Here is a 15,856-nt window from a genome sequence, read left to right on the forward strand (position 1 = left end):
TGACTTTTTTTGATTTACGTACATCATTTATTTATTTGGCGAGACGCCGGGCAAGTTCCAACGGGCGTAGGCCCCGTAGCGCCTAGAGCCAGTTTAACAACTGGTACTGGTATGGGGTGCCGTTGGCGGTGCTGTACTCGTCAGCACCACATTGGGCTTTTGCGGCGTGCTGCAAACTTATCGGCAGTCCGGGGCGCTCAGGAAAGATAAGGGCCAAATGAGGCGCTATTTTGTCGAATTTGCCTCTTCGGCGTGAAATAGCGGTCATTTGAGGCCTTATTTTAGAGGAATAGGGCAAAAAAAACGATTTTCGAGCCCGTACCGGGAAAATAAGCCCCCTTTTGACCGCTATTTTCCCCGAAAAAGCGAATCTGGCCGAAATAACGGCCCGAAACGCCGCTATTATAACGGGCGGCAAGAGGGATAGCGGATAGGCCGCACCCTGTCGGGGGTTTAGTGCAACGACAGTCCGGGCCGCAAGGCCGCTAACTTCAGGCCGTGGGCCGGATTTGGCCGGCTCCTTCCTGCTGTAGCTCCGGATTTAAATGCTTCTTCCTGCTATAGCTCCGGATTTAAATGCTTCTTCCTGCTATAGCTCCGGATTTGAATGCTCTTTCCTGCTAATTCTGATTTAGCCAGCCCCAGCCTGCTATAGCCGGATTTTAGCCTTCCTCATCCTGCTATCTCCGTTCCACCCAAGCGCCGCTTTCCCGATTTCGGCTGAACTAGCGTAAAGTTTTCCGCCGATTTCCGAAGTTTTCCGCCGATTTCCGAAGTTTTCCGCAGTTTTCCGGTTTCCCGCGATCCCCCCTTTGCTTCCGGGCAGCTTCCTCACGAACAGGACGGGGGGTGGGGTAAATCCCCGCTAACTCGCGCCAAAAAAACCGCCCAAAAAGCGCGCGATAAAGCTCGCGCTTCCGGGCGGTTCACGATCAAGCGTGCTCCAGCCGCTTAATCTGCTTGCTGCGCAGCTGGCCGCAGGCGGCATCGATGTCGGTGCCGTGCTCGAGGCGGATGCTGCAGCTGACGTTTTGCTTCTTCAGCGCATCGTAGAAGGCCAGCACGGCTTCCTGATCGCTGCGCTGATATTGGCTGTGCTCATCGACGGGGTTGTACGGAATGAGGTTCACATTCACGTACGGCCTCCGGTCCCCGATGAGCTCCGCGAGCTCCAGCGCCTGCTCCCGCTGGTCGTTCACTTCGCGCAGCAAAATATACTCCAGCGTAATCCGCTGATTCGTTTTCTCCAGGTAGTAATCGATAGCCTGCATCAGCGTTTCGATCGGAATCGCGCGGTTGATCTTCATGATCCGCGTGCGCAGCTCATTGTTCGGCGCATGCAGCGATACCGCCAGGTTGACGCGCAGGTTCAGATCCGCGAACTCCCGGATCTTGTCCGCCAGGCCGCTCGTCGAAACGGTGATATGTCTCGGTCCGATCGCCAGCCCTTTCGGATCCATCACCGTCCGCAGGAAATTCACCAGATGCGTGAAGTTATCGAACGGCTCGCCGATGCCCATCACCACGATGTGGCTGACGAGCTCCCCTTGTCCCGATTCGTCCAGGAACAGCTGGACCTTCATGATCTGCTCCGCGATCTCGCCGGAGGTCAGATCCCGGCTTTTCTTAAGCAATCCGCTGGCGCAGAAGCTGCAGCCGATATTGCAGCCGACCTGCGTGGTCACGCAGACGGACAAGCCGAACTTGTGCCGCATCAGCACCGTCTCGATCAGGTTGCCGTCGGCCAGCCGCAGCAGGAACTTAACGGTCCCGTCCGCGGACTGCTGCTTCGTATGCACTTCCAGCGTTTGCAACGAAAAATGCGCCTCCAGCAGCTCGAGCGTCTCCGGCCTAACCTCGCTCATTTCCCCGAAATTTCTGGCCCGCTGCCGATAAAGCCCTTCCCATACCTGCAAGGCGCGCGATTTCTTCTGCCCATGCTCCTCCAGCCAGGTACCGAGCTGCTCTAAAGTCAATCCATAAATGGATGGTTTATTCATAGTTCTGCCTCTTTCTATGCGCAAACTCTGCAATGGTTCAATCTGTTCTATTGTCCCAAATTTTCAATATGAACACAAGCAAGTTTCACGTGGCAGATTCTATAAGTTAAACTATTGATTTACTCGTAAGCCAGCCGTGTGAAATGTTCTTTCCGATCACTGCCTGCCCGCGCCTGCGGCCGTTTCGTCTTTCCGGCCCTCTCCCATCGGAAGCGTCACCGTGACGACCGCGCCGCCGTCCTCACCCCGGCTGGCCGCGATCTCCCCGCCATGTTTGTCGACGATGGTTTTGGCAATATAGAGGCCAAGGCCCGCATGTCCCTTGCGCCGGCTCACGCCCGTTCCGCCCTGGTAAAAGGCCTGGAACACCTCCGCCTCCTTACCCGGCTCAAATCCGGGGCCATTGTCGGCCAGTACCAGCTCCAACCGCTCCCCGCCGATCCGCGCGGTCAGCCGGATCTCTCCCCGCTCCGCAAACCGGAGGCTGTTGGAGACCAGATTGTCCAGCACCTGCGAGAGGCGGTCCGGATCGGCAAGCAGTTTGGGGCTTTCCGGAGTTTCCCTGGCATCGGTCATCCGGCATACGAACCGGACGCCTTCTTTTTCGCACCAGGATTCATATTCACCGGCCTTCTCCTCCAAGTACTCCGCGGGATCGAACGCCACCTTGCCGAGTTGAAAAGAGTCCTGCTCCAGCACCGCCGTCTGGTTCAAATCCCGCACCAGCTTGACCGCCCGATCGACATTCGCCTTGATGACATGCAGGTATCGGTCGAACCGGTCGATATTCCGCCGCCTCGCTTCCTCCAACCCTTCCACGTGCCCCTGAATCACAGTCAGCGGTGTGCGGATATCATGGGCCAGGGCCGCGATCATCTCTTTGCGATCCTTCTGCAGCTTCCACTCCCGGTGAAGTGAATCCGCCAGCTCCTTCCGCATTCGCTCGAACGCTCCGGTCAAGTCGCGGATCTCCGTAATCGTCCCGCCCTGCGTCAACGTAAATTGCAAATCCTGCTGCCGGATGTGGCCCGTTGCGGTGATCAGCTGATCGAGCGGCCCCTTGATTTCCCGGTCAAAACGGCGCACGAACAGAATCGTAAACAGAACGATATAAACGAAAGGAATGCAAAGGAAGAGGGGAACTCCCGCTTTGACCAACAGGGAATCCGAAGCGCGGATCGGCGTGACTTTCAGCTTGTAGGACAACAGGAGGGCCCCGCCCATTTGATCATGCCCGTCAAGCAGCGGGACATATTGGATATAGTCGTGTTCCGATCCCCGCGCGACCTTGTTTAAACGTTCCATAAGCTTCGCCGGCGGCACATCCGACCGATCCGGGTAAGTACCGTAGAGAAACTCCCCCGATTTGTCGACCACTTTATATTTGAACCCCTCCGGCGGAATCACGGCATCCAGCTCGGAAGCCGCCGCGGGATCGAGCACACGTCCCCCCTCCTCCCATAAGCGTTCCTGGATGCCGGGAATCATCCGCTCGTAATAATTCTCGCTATTGACTCTCGATTGCCCGATCAAGAGCATGACGCACCAGGTCAGCAGCGTGCAGACGAGGCTTAACGTCAAAATCCAGACGATCATCCGGTGCAGCCGGGTACGAATCGATACGGGCTTCATTTCCATTTGTAACCGACTCCCCACACGGTCTGAATGTAATTATCATCCGGCGAAACGGCCTGAAGCCGCGCCCGGATTTTTTTGATATGCTCCGTTACCGTCGAGTCGTCCCCGTCGGCTTCCAGGCCCCATACCCGTTCATAAATATGCTCCCTGGAAAAAACATGCCCCCGATTCAACGCCAGCAGCCAGACGATCTCGAACATCTTCGCGGTCAACTCGACTTCCTCGCCCCGAATCCGCACCGTACGCCGGTTATAGTCGATCGTAAGATCGCCGAACCGGAGAATTTCCTCCTCGCGGGATTCCGATTGGCGGCGCTCCCGGCGCAGATGGGCGTGAACGCGGGCTTTCAGCTCGGACAGGCTGAAGGGCTTAACGAGGTAGTCGTCCCCTCCGACCACCAGACCCTTAATGCGGTCCGCTTCCTCCTGGCAGGCGCTCAGAAAAATAATCGGCCCATGCACCGCAGACCTGATCCGCTCGCACACCTCAAAGCCGTTCATGCCGTCCATCATGACGTCGAGCAGCACGAGCTGCGGTCCTTTTTCGGCCTGGCGAACCGCCTCTTCTCCGTTCCGTGCCGTCAACACCTCATAACCTTCATCCTCCAGCGCATCGCGTAAAAAGGACACGATGTCCGCTTCGTCATCTACAATCAACACCGTTGTGTCCGGCATGTCCATCACCTTTTTCTTCTAATCGTATCGTTTAATTCTAACAAAATCATAACCCGTCGGTTACGAACTTTTCTTCGCGCCGCAAAAATTTTATACTGGTCCTAAAGCATCGCCTGTCCCACAAAGTAGAATCCCAAGCAAAGGAGCTGTTCAAACATGGTCGTAGTAACCAACCGCATCCGCGTCAAAAAAGGCATGGCCGCCGCCATGGCTCCCCGGTTTACCGCCCCCGGTCCCCTGGATACGTCCAAAGGGATCGTCAAGGTGGAGGTGCTGCTGACGCAGAACCTGAGCGATTACGATGAGTTGAACGTCAATACGTATTGGGAAACGCTCGGAGATTTTGAAGCCTGGAAGAATAGCGACGCCTTTAAGGCCGCGCACCAGCGGCCCGCGTCCGGGGCATCCGGCGCATCTGGCTCAGGAGAGGACGCGAAAAAAGAATCGCCGATTCTGGGCAGCGAACTGATCATCTATGAAGTGGCTTCGGTCAAGGAAATCGGCTAGACGCACGTGAAAAAGGCTGACGGGAAAAGTTCCCGTCAGCCTTTTGTTGTTGTTTAAGCAGGCGTTCCGTATTAATCCCGGCTGGCCGCCAGCTTGGCAAGCAAGCGGATAATCTCCAGATACAGCCATACCAGCGTGACCATCAGGCCGAACGCGCCGTACCACTCCATATATTTTGGAGCGCCTTGCGCTGCGCCGTTCTCGATAAAGTCGAAGTCCAGCACGAGGTTCAGCGCGGCGATGATCACGATCACGACCGAGATACCGATGCCGATCCAGCTGCTTTCATGCAGGAACGGAACCTGCATCCCGAAGAATCCCAGGATGAAGTTGATCAGATACACCAGCGCGATGCCGCCGGTAGCCGCAACGACACCCAGCTTGAAGTTCTCCGTCGCCTTGATCAATCTCGTCTTGTAGGCGATCAGCAGGGCGAAGAACACCCCCATCGTCAGAAGGATGGCGTTCAGCGTAATACCCGGTTCGATCCTTTGTTCAAACTGAGCCGAGATGGCCCCCAGGAACATCCCTTCCGCAACCGCGTAAACCGGCACCAGGAACGGCGCGGCCTTTGGCGCGAAGCTAACGATCAAGGCCAGAATCAGCCCGACCAGGGCACCGCCGATCGCCATTGGGACCACATTGTAGCCGTCAAAATACAGCATCCATGTGCTAAATGCGCTGCCGAGAAGGATGATCAGCGTAATAAACGCCTTGTTGACGGTTCCTTCAATCGTCATCGCGTTCATTCCGGAGAACGTCCCCGCTCTCTCGAATGTACTTTCTTTCAAAGTAGGATTACCACTGCGTCCGATCAAGCAAAAATCACCTCATTTATGTATTTGTAATCATAATACCACAATTTAGGAAGATAATTAGAACTGATTTTGGGACAACGCAAATATCGGCCGGGAGGGGAGAACGCCTTAGGTAGCTGAGTTCCGGCATGGCCGTTTTGTAACAGGCGGAACCCCGGGAGGCGCTGCAAAGGTGGCCAAGTTCCCTCTCGGTTCGCTCATTAGCGGGAAAAACTCCTGTTAATTTGGCGATTTCGGCTGGATTCCAGCATTTAGCTGGAAAAAAAGGAGCTAATTTTGCGCGCAAGGCCAGTTTGACGGGAGGGCGACTAAAATAACGGGAGATTTTCCAGCTAATTTTCCGCTCTAGCCATTCTATTCAAAATTAGCGGGAGGTTTTCCTGTTATTTTTAGGGGAAGGAAGGCCGAACCGAAAATGGATGTGGTCAGCACCGCCAAATTCGCATATACTTGTTTCATAAGAGACGAAGAACGTCCCGTTTTACTCCACAGGAGTGAGGCGGGGCGTTTTTATTTTTTTGCGAAAGGATGTATGAAAATATGGATTTCGAGGAGAGTCACGCGTCATGGCTGGGGCACCACTTATCGGCTAGAAGCGGCGAGCGCAGGGGGCGGCTGGAAAGAGGCCATCTTCATGCGGAAAAACGCTTCCTGCAGCAGGTATGGTGGCCGCTTCGGGGGAATCTTGATCAGCTTCATCCCGAGTATGAGGTGCCCGATTGGCGGGGGAGGTCGTATTTTGCCGATTTCGCCTGGCTGCCGGGCTATGTCAAGTTGATTATCGAGGTTAAAGGTTACGGCCCGCACGTCAGGGAGATGGACCGGCTAAAATACTGCCACGAGCTGAACCGGGAAACCTTCCTCTACGCAATGGGCTATCATGTGCTTTCGTTTGCCTACGATGATGTGGATCAGCGCCCCGACGTATGCCTGACCCTGCTGCGAATGGTAATAGCCCGGCTGCAACCCGTCCAAGAACCTGCCAAGCGTGCTCTATTCGCCGAAAAAGAGTTGATCCGCCTGGCGGTGCATTTGGACGGCGAGATTCGGCCGAAGGACGTGGAGCGCCACTTCACCGTGGATCACAAAACCGCGGTACGCATGCTCCGCAAGCTGTGCGACAAAGGCTGGCTACATCCCTGCGCCCGCGGAACCGGCCAACGGCTGGTGCGGTACGGCCTCGTACGCGGGATGCTGGAATACCTGGATTAGGTATTGCGCGAAGGGGCACACCGCAATTAGCGGGACAAAATCCCGCTAATTTACCCCTCAGGCGCCCTCGTGGGCCAATTAGCTGGAATTTCTCCAGCTAAATTTTCCTCAAAGGAGCGCCTGGGCTGATGGCGGGCTTAAATAACGGGAGATTTTCCCGTTATTTGAGCCCGCAACAGCTTATGCGTGAAATTAACGGGAGGAAATTCCGTTAATTTCGCTGCCGACAAGAGCTGCGCGGGGCGGGCGGGCTTCTCCCGCGCAGCATCCGGTGCCGCACGGGCGGGCGGCCAGGCCGGACGCGGTCAGAGCAGGAAGATGGCGACCAACGTGGTCGCCGCCAGCCCGGTCAGCACCGGCACCAGGTTGCGCCGGGCGAGCTCGAACGGGCTGACGCCGCAGATCGCGGCGGCCGGGATCAGCGCCCACGGGATCAGCGTGCCGCCGCCGACCCAGATGGCGGCGATCTGGCCGAGCGCGGTCAGCGTGGCGGCGTCGGTTTGCGTCGCGACCGCGAACAGCTGCGCGACCGACCCGGCCAGGGAGATGCCGGAGAAGCCGGAGCCGTCGAGGCCGGTGATCGCCCCGACCGCCGCCAGGGTGACGGCGCCGACGGCGCCGTTCAGGGGGACGCTCCCCGCCAGCGCGGCCCCCAGGTCGTTGACGATCCCGTGCGAGCCCGCCGGGAGCGTCTCCCCGAACAGGTCCGTAAACGCGGAATCGCCGAGATAAAAAAACGCGGCGATCGGGATGACCGGACCAAACACCTTAAAACCGAAGACGAAGCCGTCGATGAGGTAGGACGTCGTCTTTTCAAGCCCCCTGCCGCGGTGCGCCAACAGGGCGACCGCGATCAGGATCAGCACGGCGGTGCCGCCGACAAGCGCCGTGGCCTGCCCGCCCTGCAGATCCAGCCAAAACATCGCCGCCACATCGGCGAGAAAAAGAAGCGGGATCAGCAGGGCGAGCGTTTTTTTCACGGGTCCCGAAAGCGAGACCCGCTCCTGCTCCGCCTCCTGCCGTTGCCCGCGCCCTCCCTCCTCGCTCCCGGCTTCTCCGCCGCTCAGGACGCCTGCCGCCCCGGGCTCCGCGATCCGTCCGTCGCGCCACGTCCCCCGCTTCTGGTCGCGGCGCATCAGCCAGTAGGCCATGACCGTGGTCACCACGCCCATCACCGCCACCAGCGGCACGCTCGCCGCCATGACCTCGCCGGCCGACAGTCCCGCCGCGTCCGCCGTCAGCTTCGGGGCCCCCTGAATGATGTAGTCCCCCGACAGCGCGATGCCGTGGCCGAACAGGTTCATCGCCACCGCGGCCCCCAGCGCGGGTAAGCCGACCCGCAGCGCAACCGGCAGCAGCACGGCCCCGATCAAGGCAACCGCCGGGGATGGCCAGAAGAAGAACGAAGTGATCATCATAATTAGGCCAATTCCCCAGAACGCGACGGCGGGCGTGCGGATGAAGCGCATCAAGGGCCCCAGCATCGTTTCGTTAATCCCCGTCAGAATCAGCACCCGGCTCATGGCTACCACGATCGAGATAATCATGATCGTTCCCATCAATTCTTTTGTCGCATAAATGAAAGCATCAAAGATCCCGGAAACCGAACCGCCCAGCTTCCCCGTCGCCAACAGCCCCAAGAGGAAAATCCCGGCCACACAGATGATCGTCGTATCTCTTCGCCGAATCAACAGGGCCAATATGCCGGCAATACAAGCCAAATATACGTAGTGAATCGCCGTGAGCTGAATCCCCATCCCGAACCCCATCCCTTCCCGCTCGTCGACTGGTTTTATATGCTATGCAATGGCCCGTTGGCGGGTTCGAAACGCCCGCGACAACGCCTTAAATTTTCTTATTTAATTTTTAAAGAAAAATAATTACAAACCCAAGGTCATCCATTATGATATAAGTAAATTTTTTCGGAGTTATAGCCGGAGAGATCATTCGATGTATAAGGGGAATGGGACAAGGGATGAAAAAGAAATCACTTACCAAGGTCATGACCACCGCCGCTCTGATGAGCGCGCTGTCGCTTCCGGCCTCCGCGGCGGCCGCCACGTTGAGCGACATTAACGGCTCCTTCGCCAAAGATGCGATTTTGGAGCTGGCGGAGAAAGGGATTATCAACGGAAAGGGGGACGGGAAATTCGATCCTACCGGCAACATATCACGCCAGGATTTCGCGATCATTCTCGCCAAAGCCATGAACCTTGATCTGAGCACCGCTCCCGCCACGGCTACCTTCAGCGATGTTCCAAGCTCTCATTACGCCTTTGCGGCCGTGGAAGCCGCAGTCAAAGCCGGATTAATCAAAGGTACGGGCAACGGGGAGTTCGGATTCGGACAGAACCTTTCGCGCCAGGACATGGCGGTTCTTTTCGTTCGGGCCTTGGGCCAGGAAGCCTTCGCAGCGGGGAAAGGATCGGGGCTTAAATTCAGCGATGCCCATCAAATCTCCGATTACGCCAAGGACGCCGTGGCCGCCGCCGTTGAGCTGCGCTTGCTCAATGGGACTCCGAACGGAATGTTTAACCCCACCGGATCGGCGGAACGGCAGCAGGTCGCTTTGGTCGCCTCCAAGTTCCTGAAGAAATCGGACGAGTTGAAGAATCAAACCCCGGCAACTCCTTCACCGGAGGGGACAAAAAATCCGCCCCCGGCCCAACCGCAAACCCCGGAAGCGCCGAAGCCCCAAACACCGGTATCCACCTCGGGAGGATCGAGCAGCGGAGGCAGCAGCGGGGGCGGAACCACGAACCCGGACCCCGTGACCACGGAGATGGCGCAGCCTGCCGTTTCTTTTGCCGATGGCAAAACGCTCGTTCTGGCTTACGGCGAAACGCTGGATAGCCGTTATGTTCCGGCAGCGGAAGACTTTCAAATCACCCGCAGCCTGGAGGGGCAAACATCTCCGGTCGGTCTCAAAAGCATTCAGATCAAGGATAATTCCATCATCCTAACCACCGACACCATCCTGCCGCTCGATCAATCCGTAGAGCTTGCTTACCGTTCCTTGTCGACCGGACGGACGATTCGCAGCGCTGCCGGTAAGGTATCGCCGGCGATTTCCGCCAAGACTGTCACTTACACGGTGGCTGATCCGTCCGCTGTACTGCGAGGGCTCGTCGACAAGGCCAACGCCTTGTTGGATGGAGCTTACGGGAAATATCCCGCGTATGAAATCCAACACCTTTGGACGGCCGCTCAGGAGGCCGATGCCGAGCTGAGAGGACCTGTGACGCGACCGGAAATGGTCAAAAACTACGTGTACACGTTACAAGTTGTCATTGACCGGTTTGAAAGCTCCAAGTTCCAGCCGTTAACGGCGACCCTAAACCCTGAAGTTCCCTTTGTGCTGAACCCCGGCATCATGGGAATGGAGTATTCGATCGATCTGGCGGACGACAACGTTATAGGAAACGATCCGGCAACTTATAAATTGCGTAATATCAACGATTTTCTCAAAGTGTCCCGGGGAACCGATTCGCCAACCGCCAATCTGGTTTTCGACGAAGCGGCCGATAGCGGTCATTTTAAGATCATAATCGATGACTTTACCGTCGGAAGTGTGAAGATCGAGTCCACCGATCCGAACATTCAAATCAGCAAAGAATCGGACCGGGTCAAACTGAAATTATTGGCGGCCGACACCGTGACCCAGCCGGCACTCCGGTTCAACATTTACGAAACCGGCAATCCGGAGCCCGTGCAGGTGCTCGAGCTACCGATGACGCTGGATAACAAGCCGCCGGTTTTCTCCGTCACCGAGAGCACGTATGGCGACGGCGTGATTACGCTCGTGGCGGACGAGCCGATTTGGGGCCCGGATCCGTACGTGACCCTGCAATATATTCCGGACAGCCTCAACGAAGGTGAATTCGCCGGACATCCTGTTCCATTCGATCGGGTGAATGACTTCACCCATAATTATCCGGCCGGCGGCAACCGGCTCATTCTCACCTTGACGGAGAACGGCAACGCGAAAGTCTCCAACCTGCCATCCGGCAAATTTAAAATCGGCGTGAGCGGAATTACGGACTTTGCCAAAAACGGGAAGGATACCTATACCATCGAAATCCCCGTTCTTTCTTTCCCGCCTCGCATCTATAATTAATCGTTTATCGGAGAACGGCCCGTGAAAATTCGGGCCGTTCTTTTTGATGTCCGGGCCTCTCGCGCATTGACATTGATTTCACCGACATATATAGTTATATACATGACTATACAACCATAGAATATTGGAAGGAGGTGACTCCACATGAACGGCTCTTTTGACAGCGGTAAACCCCTGTTTTTGCAAATTCGCGACCGGATCGAGGATCAGATCGTCAACGGACAACTCAGAGAGCACGAGCAGATTCCTTCCACGAACCAACTGGTCCATTTTTATAAAATCAATCACATCACTGTGTCCAAAGGAATTAATTTGCTTGTCGATTCGGGCGTCGTTTACAAAAAAAGGGGGATCGGCTTGTTCGTCGCCGAAGGTGCCCGGGATCAACTGCTGACGCAGCGCAAATCGGCCTTCGCCGAGCAATATGTGTACCCGATGCTGCAGGAAGCCGGCAAATTGGGAGTAACCGAGGAAGACCTCCTCCAAATGATCCGAGAATACAAAGGGATGTGATTGATGTGATATGGGATGTCAAATTTGATCAGGTTTACGTAAAATACGGGGGCTTTCCCGCGTTGGATAACCTCTCTTTTTCCTTGGAAGGCGGCAAAATCTACGGGCTGATCGGGCGGAACGGTGCCGGGAAAACCACGCTCCTCTCCCTGCTCGCCTCTTATATAGAGCCTACGTCGGGCACCGTGTTGGTTGGCGGGGATGTCCCGTTTGAAAACGAGACGGTGATGGAGCAGGTGACGTTTGTCCACGAGACGGATTACCGCAATGAGACGGATACGGTAAAAGACATGCTGGAAGGCTCCAAGCGCTACCGCCCGCACTTCGATGCGGACTACGCCGCCAAGCTGGTGGAGCGCTTCGGCCTTCCGCTGCACAAAAAGATCGGCCAGCTGTCCAAAGGCATGCAGAGTGCCCTGAGCGTGACGGTCGGTCTCGCGAACCGCTCCCCCGTGACCCTTTACGATGAAGCGTACCAGGGGATGGACGCGCCGACGCGCGAAATTTTTTACCGGGAACTGCTGGAGGACCAGGCGGCCCATCCCCGTACCATCCTGTTCTCTACCCACTTCGTTTCGGAGATGGATTACCTGTTCGACGAGGTGCTCATTTTGGACCGGGGCAAGCTGCTGCTGCAGGAAAGCTATGATTTACTGATTCACCGGGGCGTTTCGGTAACCGGCTCGGCGGAGTCCGTGGATGAATTTACCCGCGGTCTGCAGGTGCTGAATGTGCAGCGGCTGGGCGGTACGAAATCGGCCATGGTTTACGGCGAACTGGACGACGGGCAACGGCGGGCCGCCAAACAGCTTGGCCTGGAGCTCGGGCCCGTACCGCTTCAGGATTTGTTTATCCATCTTACTCGCGGGGAGGAGGTTCCTCATGAAGACGAAAACCAGCATCTCTAAAATCGGCCTGGACTTGTACCTGAATCAAATGAAATGGACGCTTTGGTATTTTGCCTTCGCTCTCGTGCTCAATGCGGTTGCCCTGTTCGGCACCTCGAGCGAAGCACATGATCCGGTTCTTTTTGCATATCGGCCGACCAAAACCTATCTGCTCATCCTCGGCATCGTCGCCGCAACATCGTTTTTGACCTTTTATGTAAAATCCGGCGTCACCCGCAAAAAGTATTTCTGGGGCACCTTGTCCGCTGCTCTCGGCCTTACTCTGACCATCACGCTGGTGCTCACGGTCGCAACCTTGCTGCTGCAAGCTTTTCCCGGCCTGAATGGCGCGGGATTACAGTCATCACAGTACCTCCTGTTCCAGGAAAACAGCATCGATGCGATTATGACCGCCTGGATCAATCTCCTGACCTTTTATCTCGCCGGTTGGCTGATCAGCGCAGGTTTCTACCGATTTAAGGGCGTCGTCCGCATGGGCTTTATCGTGCTGGCGATCGTCACGATCGGCATCACCGACTTTTTATGGCAGTATGAGTTGCGGGGTCTGATTGACCGGGTCATCCATTGGGAGCCCTCCCTGGTGCCTGGATACGCATCATTCCTGAGCTCCGCCGTGCTGCTGAGCCTCGTTCTGTGGCTCATCCGGGGAGTCACGAGAAGGGCTCCGGTGAAGCTTAAATAAATTTGGTCCCGACCGGTTGGGAAACCGTTCATTTTTTGTTACAATGATTGAAAATCGTTGAATGCAAAGGGGATCATTATGGAATTCATCAGCACTAGGGGGAAAGTGGCAGGCATCGGTTTCATCGACGCGGTCCTCATGGGATTGGGCGACGACGGCGGCCTGCTCGTTCCGAAGCATATCCCGCATATTTCGGAAGATACGCTGGCGAAGTGGCAGCAGCTCTCTTACCAGGAACTGGCGCTTGAAATTTTCAAGCTGTATATCGACGGAGAAATCCCGCATGACGACCTGAACAAGCTCGTTAACGACAGCTATGCGACGTTCCGCAGCCCGGAGGTAACCCCGCTTCGCCGCGTGAAGGACGGCCTCCACGTGCTGGAGCTTTTCCACGGGCCGACGTTCGCTTTTAAAGATATCGCCCTGCAGTTCCTTGGCAACCTGTACTCCTATATCGCCCGCGAGAGAAATGCGACCATTCATATTTTGGGCGCCACTTCCGGCGATACCGGAGCCTCGGCGATCGAGGGCGTACGCGGCAAGGAAGGGATCAAAATCTGCATTCTGTACCCGCACGGCAAAGTCAGCAAGGTACAGGAACTGCAGATGACCACCGTGGACGACGCCAATGTGCTGAACCTGTCCGTCGAAGGCAATTTCGACGACTGTCAGCGCATTATCAAGGAGCTGTTCGCGGACGTGGCGTTCAAGCAGGAGTCCCATCTGCGCGCGATCAACTCCATTAACATCGCGCGGCTTCTGCCGCAAACCGTCTACTACTTCTATGCCTACTTCCAGTTGGCCAAGCAAGGCCTGACGGCCGGCGCCCAGGTTAACTTCAGCGTGCCGACGGGGAATTTCGGGGATATTTTTGCGGGCTATCTGGCCAAAAAAATGGGCCTCCCGATCGGCAAGCTTATCCTCGCCACCAACGAGAACAACATTCTCGAGCGCTTCGTGAACGAAGGCCTCTACCAGCCGGGTGAATTCCATATGACGTACAGCCCGTCGATGGATATCCAGGTGGCGAGCAACTTCGAGCGCTATCTCTACTACTTGCTGGGCGAGAACGCGGCCGAAGTGGCGGCCCGAATGGACGGCTTCAAGCAGGAAGGCCGAATCGCCGTAACGGATGAACTGCGAGCCCAGGTGCAGCGCGATTTCGTCGCCGCGAGCGTCGAAAATGACGACTGCCTGGCGACGATCGGACAGGTGCATGACGACTTCGGCTACCTGCTGGACCCGCACACCGCTTGCGGCGTGGCCGCTGCGGACCGCCTGGCCGGCAAAGGCGAAGTGACCGTCGCTTTGGCCACGGCGCACCCGGCCAAGTTCAATGAGGCGATCGAGCTGATTCAAATCGAGCAATCGTTCCCGCCGCAAATCCAGGCGCTGTTCGACAAGCCGCAGCACCAAAAGCGGGTCGAAGGCTCGAACGAGGCCGTGAAGGCGGAGCTGCTGAAGTTTTTCTAGCGGCGACGTAAGCGGCGACGCAATGCGATAAAGCCGGTGACTCCCCCTTCATCTCAGGATGACTGGGGGGCCGCCGGCTTTTTTGTATGACCTGGAGGGCGGAGGCCAGGTTCGCTGCGGGTGAGGGGCCAGAGTCGGTGGGGGGCTCGCCGGTAGGATAGCCAGCGTCGCATCCGCCGGGGGTGGGCGGAGAAATTAGCGGGAAAACCTCCCGTTAATTTAGCTTAACGGGCTTGCGCGTAGCAATTAACTGGAAAACCTCCCGCTAATTTGTGGATGCCAGGGCGGTTTCCCCGTATTGGGCAAAATTAGCGGGAGAAATTCCAGCTAAATCGGGCTCCGGAGGGGAAATGGGCTGATTTAACGGGAGGTTTTCCCGTTATTCTCCCGTGCAGGCCGTGAGCAGGCCGGTTGCAGGCTCCGTTCGGGCTGACGGCCTGTCCGGCTTGCAGCCGGGCAACTGACACTCACATAGCTCACAACCGCACAGCTCGTAACCATGCAGTTTGTAACTATGCAGTTTGTAGCCATACGGTTTGCAACCATCAGCAGGCTGGCGGTCAAGCCAAGCTAGGATTTTTTTGCCGAATGGGATATGATGGATGGTATCATCCGTTATACAAACAAATGTTCGAGAGGAGTTGGCCTGACGTGACCGTAAATCCAACCGATGCCCTTACGCGCTGTGCCTGGGTTAACGCCGATCCCCTGTATATCGCCTATCATGATGAAGAGTGGGGACGGCCGCTGCGCGACGACCGGAAGCTGTTTGAGCTGTTGATGCTTGAAGGAATGCAGGCCGGGTTGAGCTGGTATACGATTCTGAAAAAACGCGAGAGCTTCCGGGAAGCCTTCGACGGCTTCGATCCGATGAAGATTGTGGAGTATGGACCGGATAAGGTCGAAGAACTGCTGCAGAACCCCGGCATTATCCGGAACCGGCTCAAAGTGCAGGGCGTCATCACCAATGCCCGGGTCTATCTCGACATCGTCAAGGAGCATGGCGGTTTTGCCGATTACTTATGGAGCTTCGTGGACGGTACACCGGTCGTCAACCAATGGGAGCGGATCGACCAGGTCCCCGCCTCCACCCCCCTGTCCGACGCCATGAGCAAAGCGCTGAAGAAGAAGGGCATGAAATTCGTGGGAACGACGATTATCTATGCCTTTATGCAAGCTTCGGGTATGGTGAACGACCACACACTGAACTGTTTTTGCCGGAGCGGAAACTAAAATCCGATTTCTCCGACCAAACGCAAAAAGAAAGAGGTCGCTCCGAGCGCGGAATCATGTCCGCCCGGAAACAACCTCTTT

General features: G+C 56.5%; 13 protein-coding genes. 8 read left to right on the forward strand and 5 right to left on the reverse strand.

All coding sequences use genetic code 11. From position 1 onward, the window contains the following. Positions 1 to 932: 932 nt before the first annotated feature. The 3 genes from rlmN to LBW89_RS10630 all read right to left on the reverse strand — a co-directional run bounded on the left by rlmN (position 933) and on the right by LBW89_RS10630 (position 4,318). Positions 933 to 2,000: a 23S rRNA (adenine(2503)-C(2))-methyltransferase RlmN gene (gene rlmN, locus LBW89_RS10620; RefSeq protein WP_148453540.1), complete on the reverse strand. Its 1,068-nt coding sequence runs from the start codon at positions 1,998 to 2,000 to the stop codon at positions 933 to 935. A gap of 156 nt (positions 2,001 to 2,156) precedes the next feature. Beyond that, on the reverse strand, positions 2,157 to 3,638 hold the full coding sequence (locus LBW89_RS10625) for a sensor histidine kinase (protein ID WP_148453542.1): 1,482 nt from the start codon (positions 3,636 to 3,638) through the stop codon (positions 2,157 to 2,159). Next, positions 3,629 to 4,318 (reverse strand): response regulator transcription factor, encoded by a 690-nt coding sequence (locus LBW89_RS10630; RefSeq protein ID WP_148453545.1) that lies wholly within the window; start codon positions 4,316 to 4,318, stop codon positions 3,629 to 3,631. The genes LBW89_RS10625 and LBW89_RS10630 overlap by 10 nt, the downstream gene beginning before the upstream one ends. Before the next feature lie 150 nt (positions 4,319 to 4,468). Here LBW89_RS10630 and LBW89_RS10635 point away from each other — a divergent pair, with 150 nt between their 5' ends. Next, on the forward strand, positions 4,469 to 4,819 hold the full coding sequence (locus tag LBW89_RS10635; RefSeq protein ID WP_148453547.1) for a heme oxygenase: 351 nt from the start codon (positions 4,469 to 4,471) through the stop codon (positions 4,817 to 4,819). A gap of 71 nt (positions 4,820 to 4,890) precedes the next feature. Here the strand turns inward: LBW89_RS10635 and LBW89_RS10640 are convergent, their stop codons facing one another. Then, complete coding sequence (locus tag LBW89_RS10640) at positions 4,891 to 5,637, reverse strand: Bax inhibitor-1/YccA family membrane protein (RefSeq protein ID WP_148453549.1); 747 nt, start codon at positions 5,635 to 5,637, stop codon at positions 4,891 to 4,893. Between the two features lie 540 nt (positions 5,638 to 6,177). Here LBW89_RS10640 and LBW89_RS10645 point away from each other — a divergent pair. Next, positions 6,178 to 6,849: a DUF559 domain-containing protein gene (locus LBW89_RS10645; protein ID WP_148453551.1), complete on the forward strand. Its 672-nt coding sequence runs from the start codon at positions 6,178 to 6,180 to the stop codon at positions 6,847 to 6,849. A 305-nt stretch (positions 6,850 to 7,154) separates the two neighbouring features. On the opposite strand, the gene LBW89_RS10650 is transcribed toward LBW89_RS10645, so the two are convergent. Further along, positions 7,155 to 8,606, reverse strand: coding sequence for a hypothetical protein (locus LBW89_RS10650; protein ID WP_225039140.1), 1,452 nt, complete (start codon positions 8,604 to 8,606; stop codon positions 7,155 to 7,157). 218 nt (positions 8,607 to 8,824) lie between these two features. Here LBW89_RS10650 and LBW89_RS10655 point away from each other — a divergent pair, with 218 nt between their 5' ends. The 6 genes from LBW89_RS10655 to LBW89_RS10680 all read left to right on the forward strand — a co-directional run bounded on the left by LBW89_RS10655 (position 8,825) and on the right by LBW89_RS10680 (position 15,775). After that, a complete protein-coding gene (locus LBW89_RS10655; RefSeq protein WP_225039141.1) occupies positions 8,825 to 10,966 on the forward strand; it encodes an S-layer homology domain-containing protein in 2,142 nt (713 codons plus the stop codon). A gap of 144 nt (positions 10,967 to 11,110) precedes the next feature. Beyond that, positions 11,111 to 11,479 carry a GntR family transcriptional regulator gene (locus LBW89_RS10660; RefSeq protein ID WP_148453557.1) on the forward strand — a complete coding sequence of 123 codons (369 nt, stop codon included), beginning with the start codon at positions 11,111 to 11,113 and terminating at the stop codon, positions 11,477 to 11,479. A gap of 5 nt (positions 11,480 to 11,484) precedes the next feature. Beyond that, the gene (locus tag LBW89_RS10665; protein WP_225039142.1) at positions 11,485 to 12,387 is read left to right on the forward strand and encodes an ATP-binding cassette domain-containing protein; all 903 of its coding nucleotides are present in this window, start codon (positions 11,485 to 11,487) and stop codon (positions 12,385 to 12,387) included. Continuing rightward, positions 12,362 to 13,069 (forward strand): hypothetical protein, encoded by a 708-nt coding sequence (locus tag LBW89_RS10670; protein WP_213507115.1) that lies wholly within the window; start codon positions 12,362 to 12,364, stop codon positions 13,067 to 13,069. The genes LBW89_RS10665 and LBW89_RS10670 overlap by 26 nt, the downstream gene beginning before the upstream one ends. A gap of 78 nt (positions 13,070 to 13,147) precedes the next feature. Next, positions 13,148 to 14,542 (forward strand): threonine synthase, encoded by a 1,395-nt coding sequence (thrC, locus tag LBW89_RS10675; RefSeq protein WP_148453563.1) that lies wholly within the window; start codon positions 13,148 to 13,150, stop codon positions 14,540 to 14,542. A gap of 651 nt (positions 14,543 to 15,193) precedes the next feature. Beyond that, positions 15,194 to 15,775, forward strand: coding sequence for a DNA-3-methyladenine glycosylase I (locus LBW89_RS10680; RefSeq protein WP_225039143.1), 582 nt, complete (start codon positions 15,194 to 15,196; stop codon positions 15,773 to 15,775). Positions 15,776 to 15,856: the final 81 nt, after the last annotated feature.

It is taken from the genome of Paenibacillus sp. alder61, from assembly GCF_020179875.1.
Taxonomy (GTDB): Bacteria; Bacillota; Bacilli; order Paenibacillales; family Paenibacillaceae; genus Fontibacillus; species Fontibacillus faecis.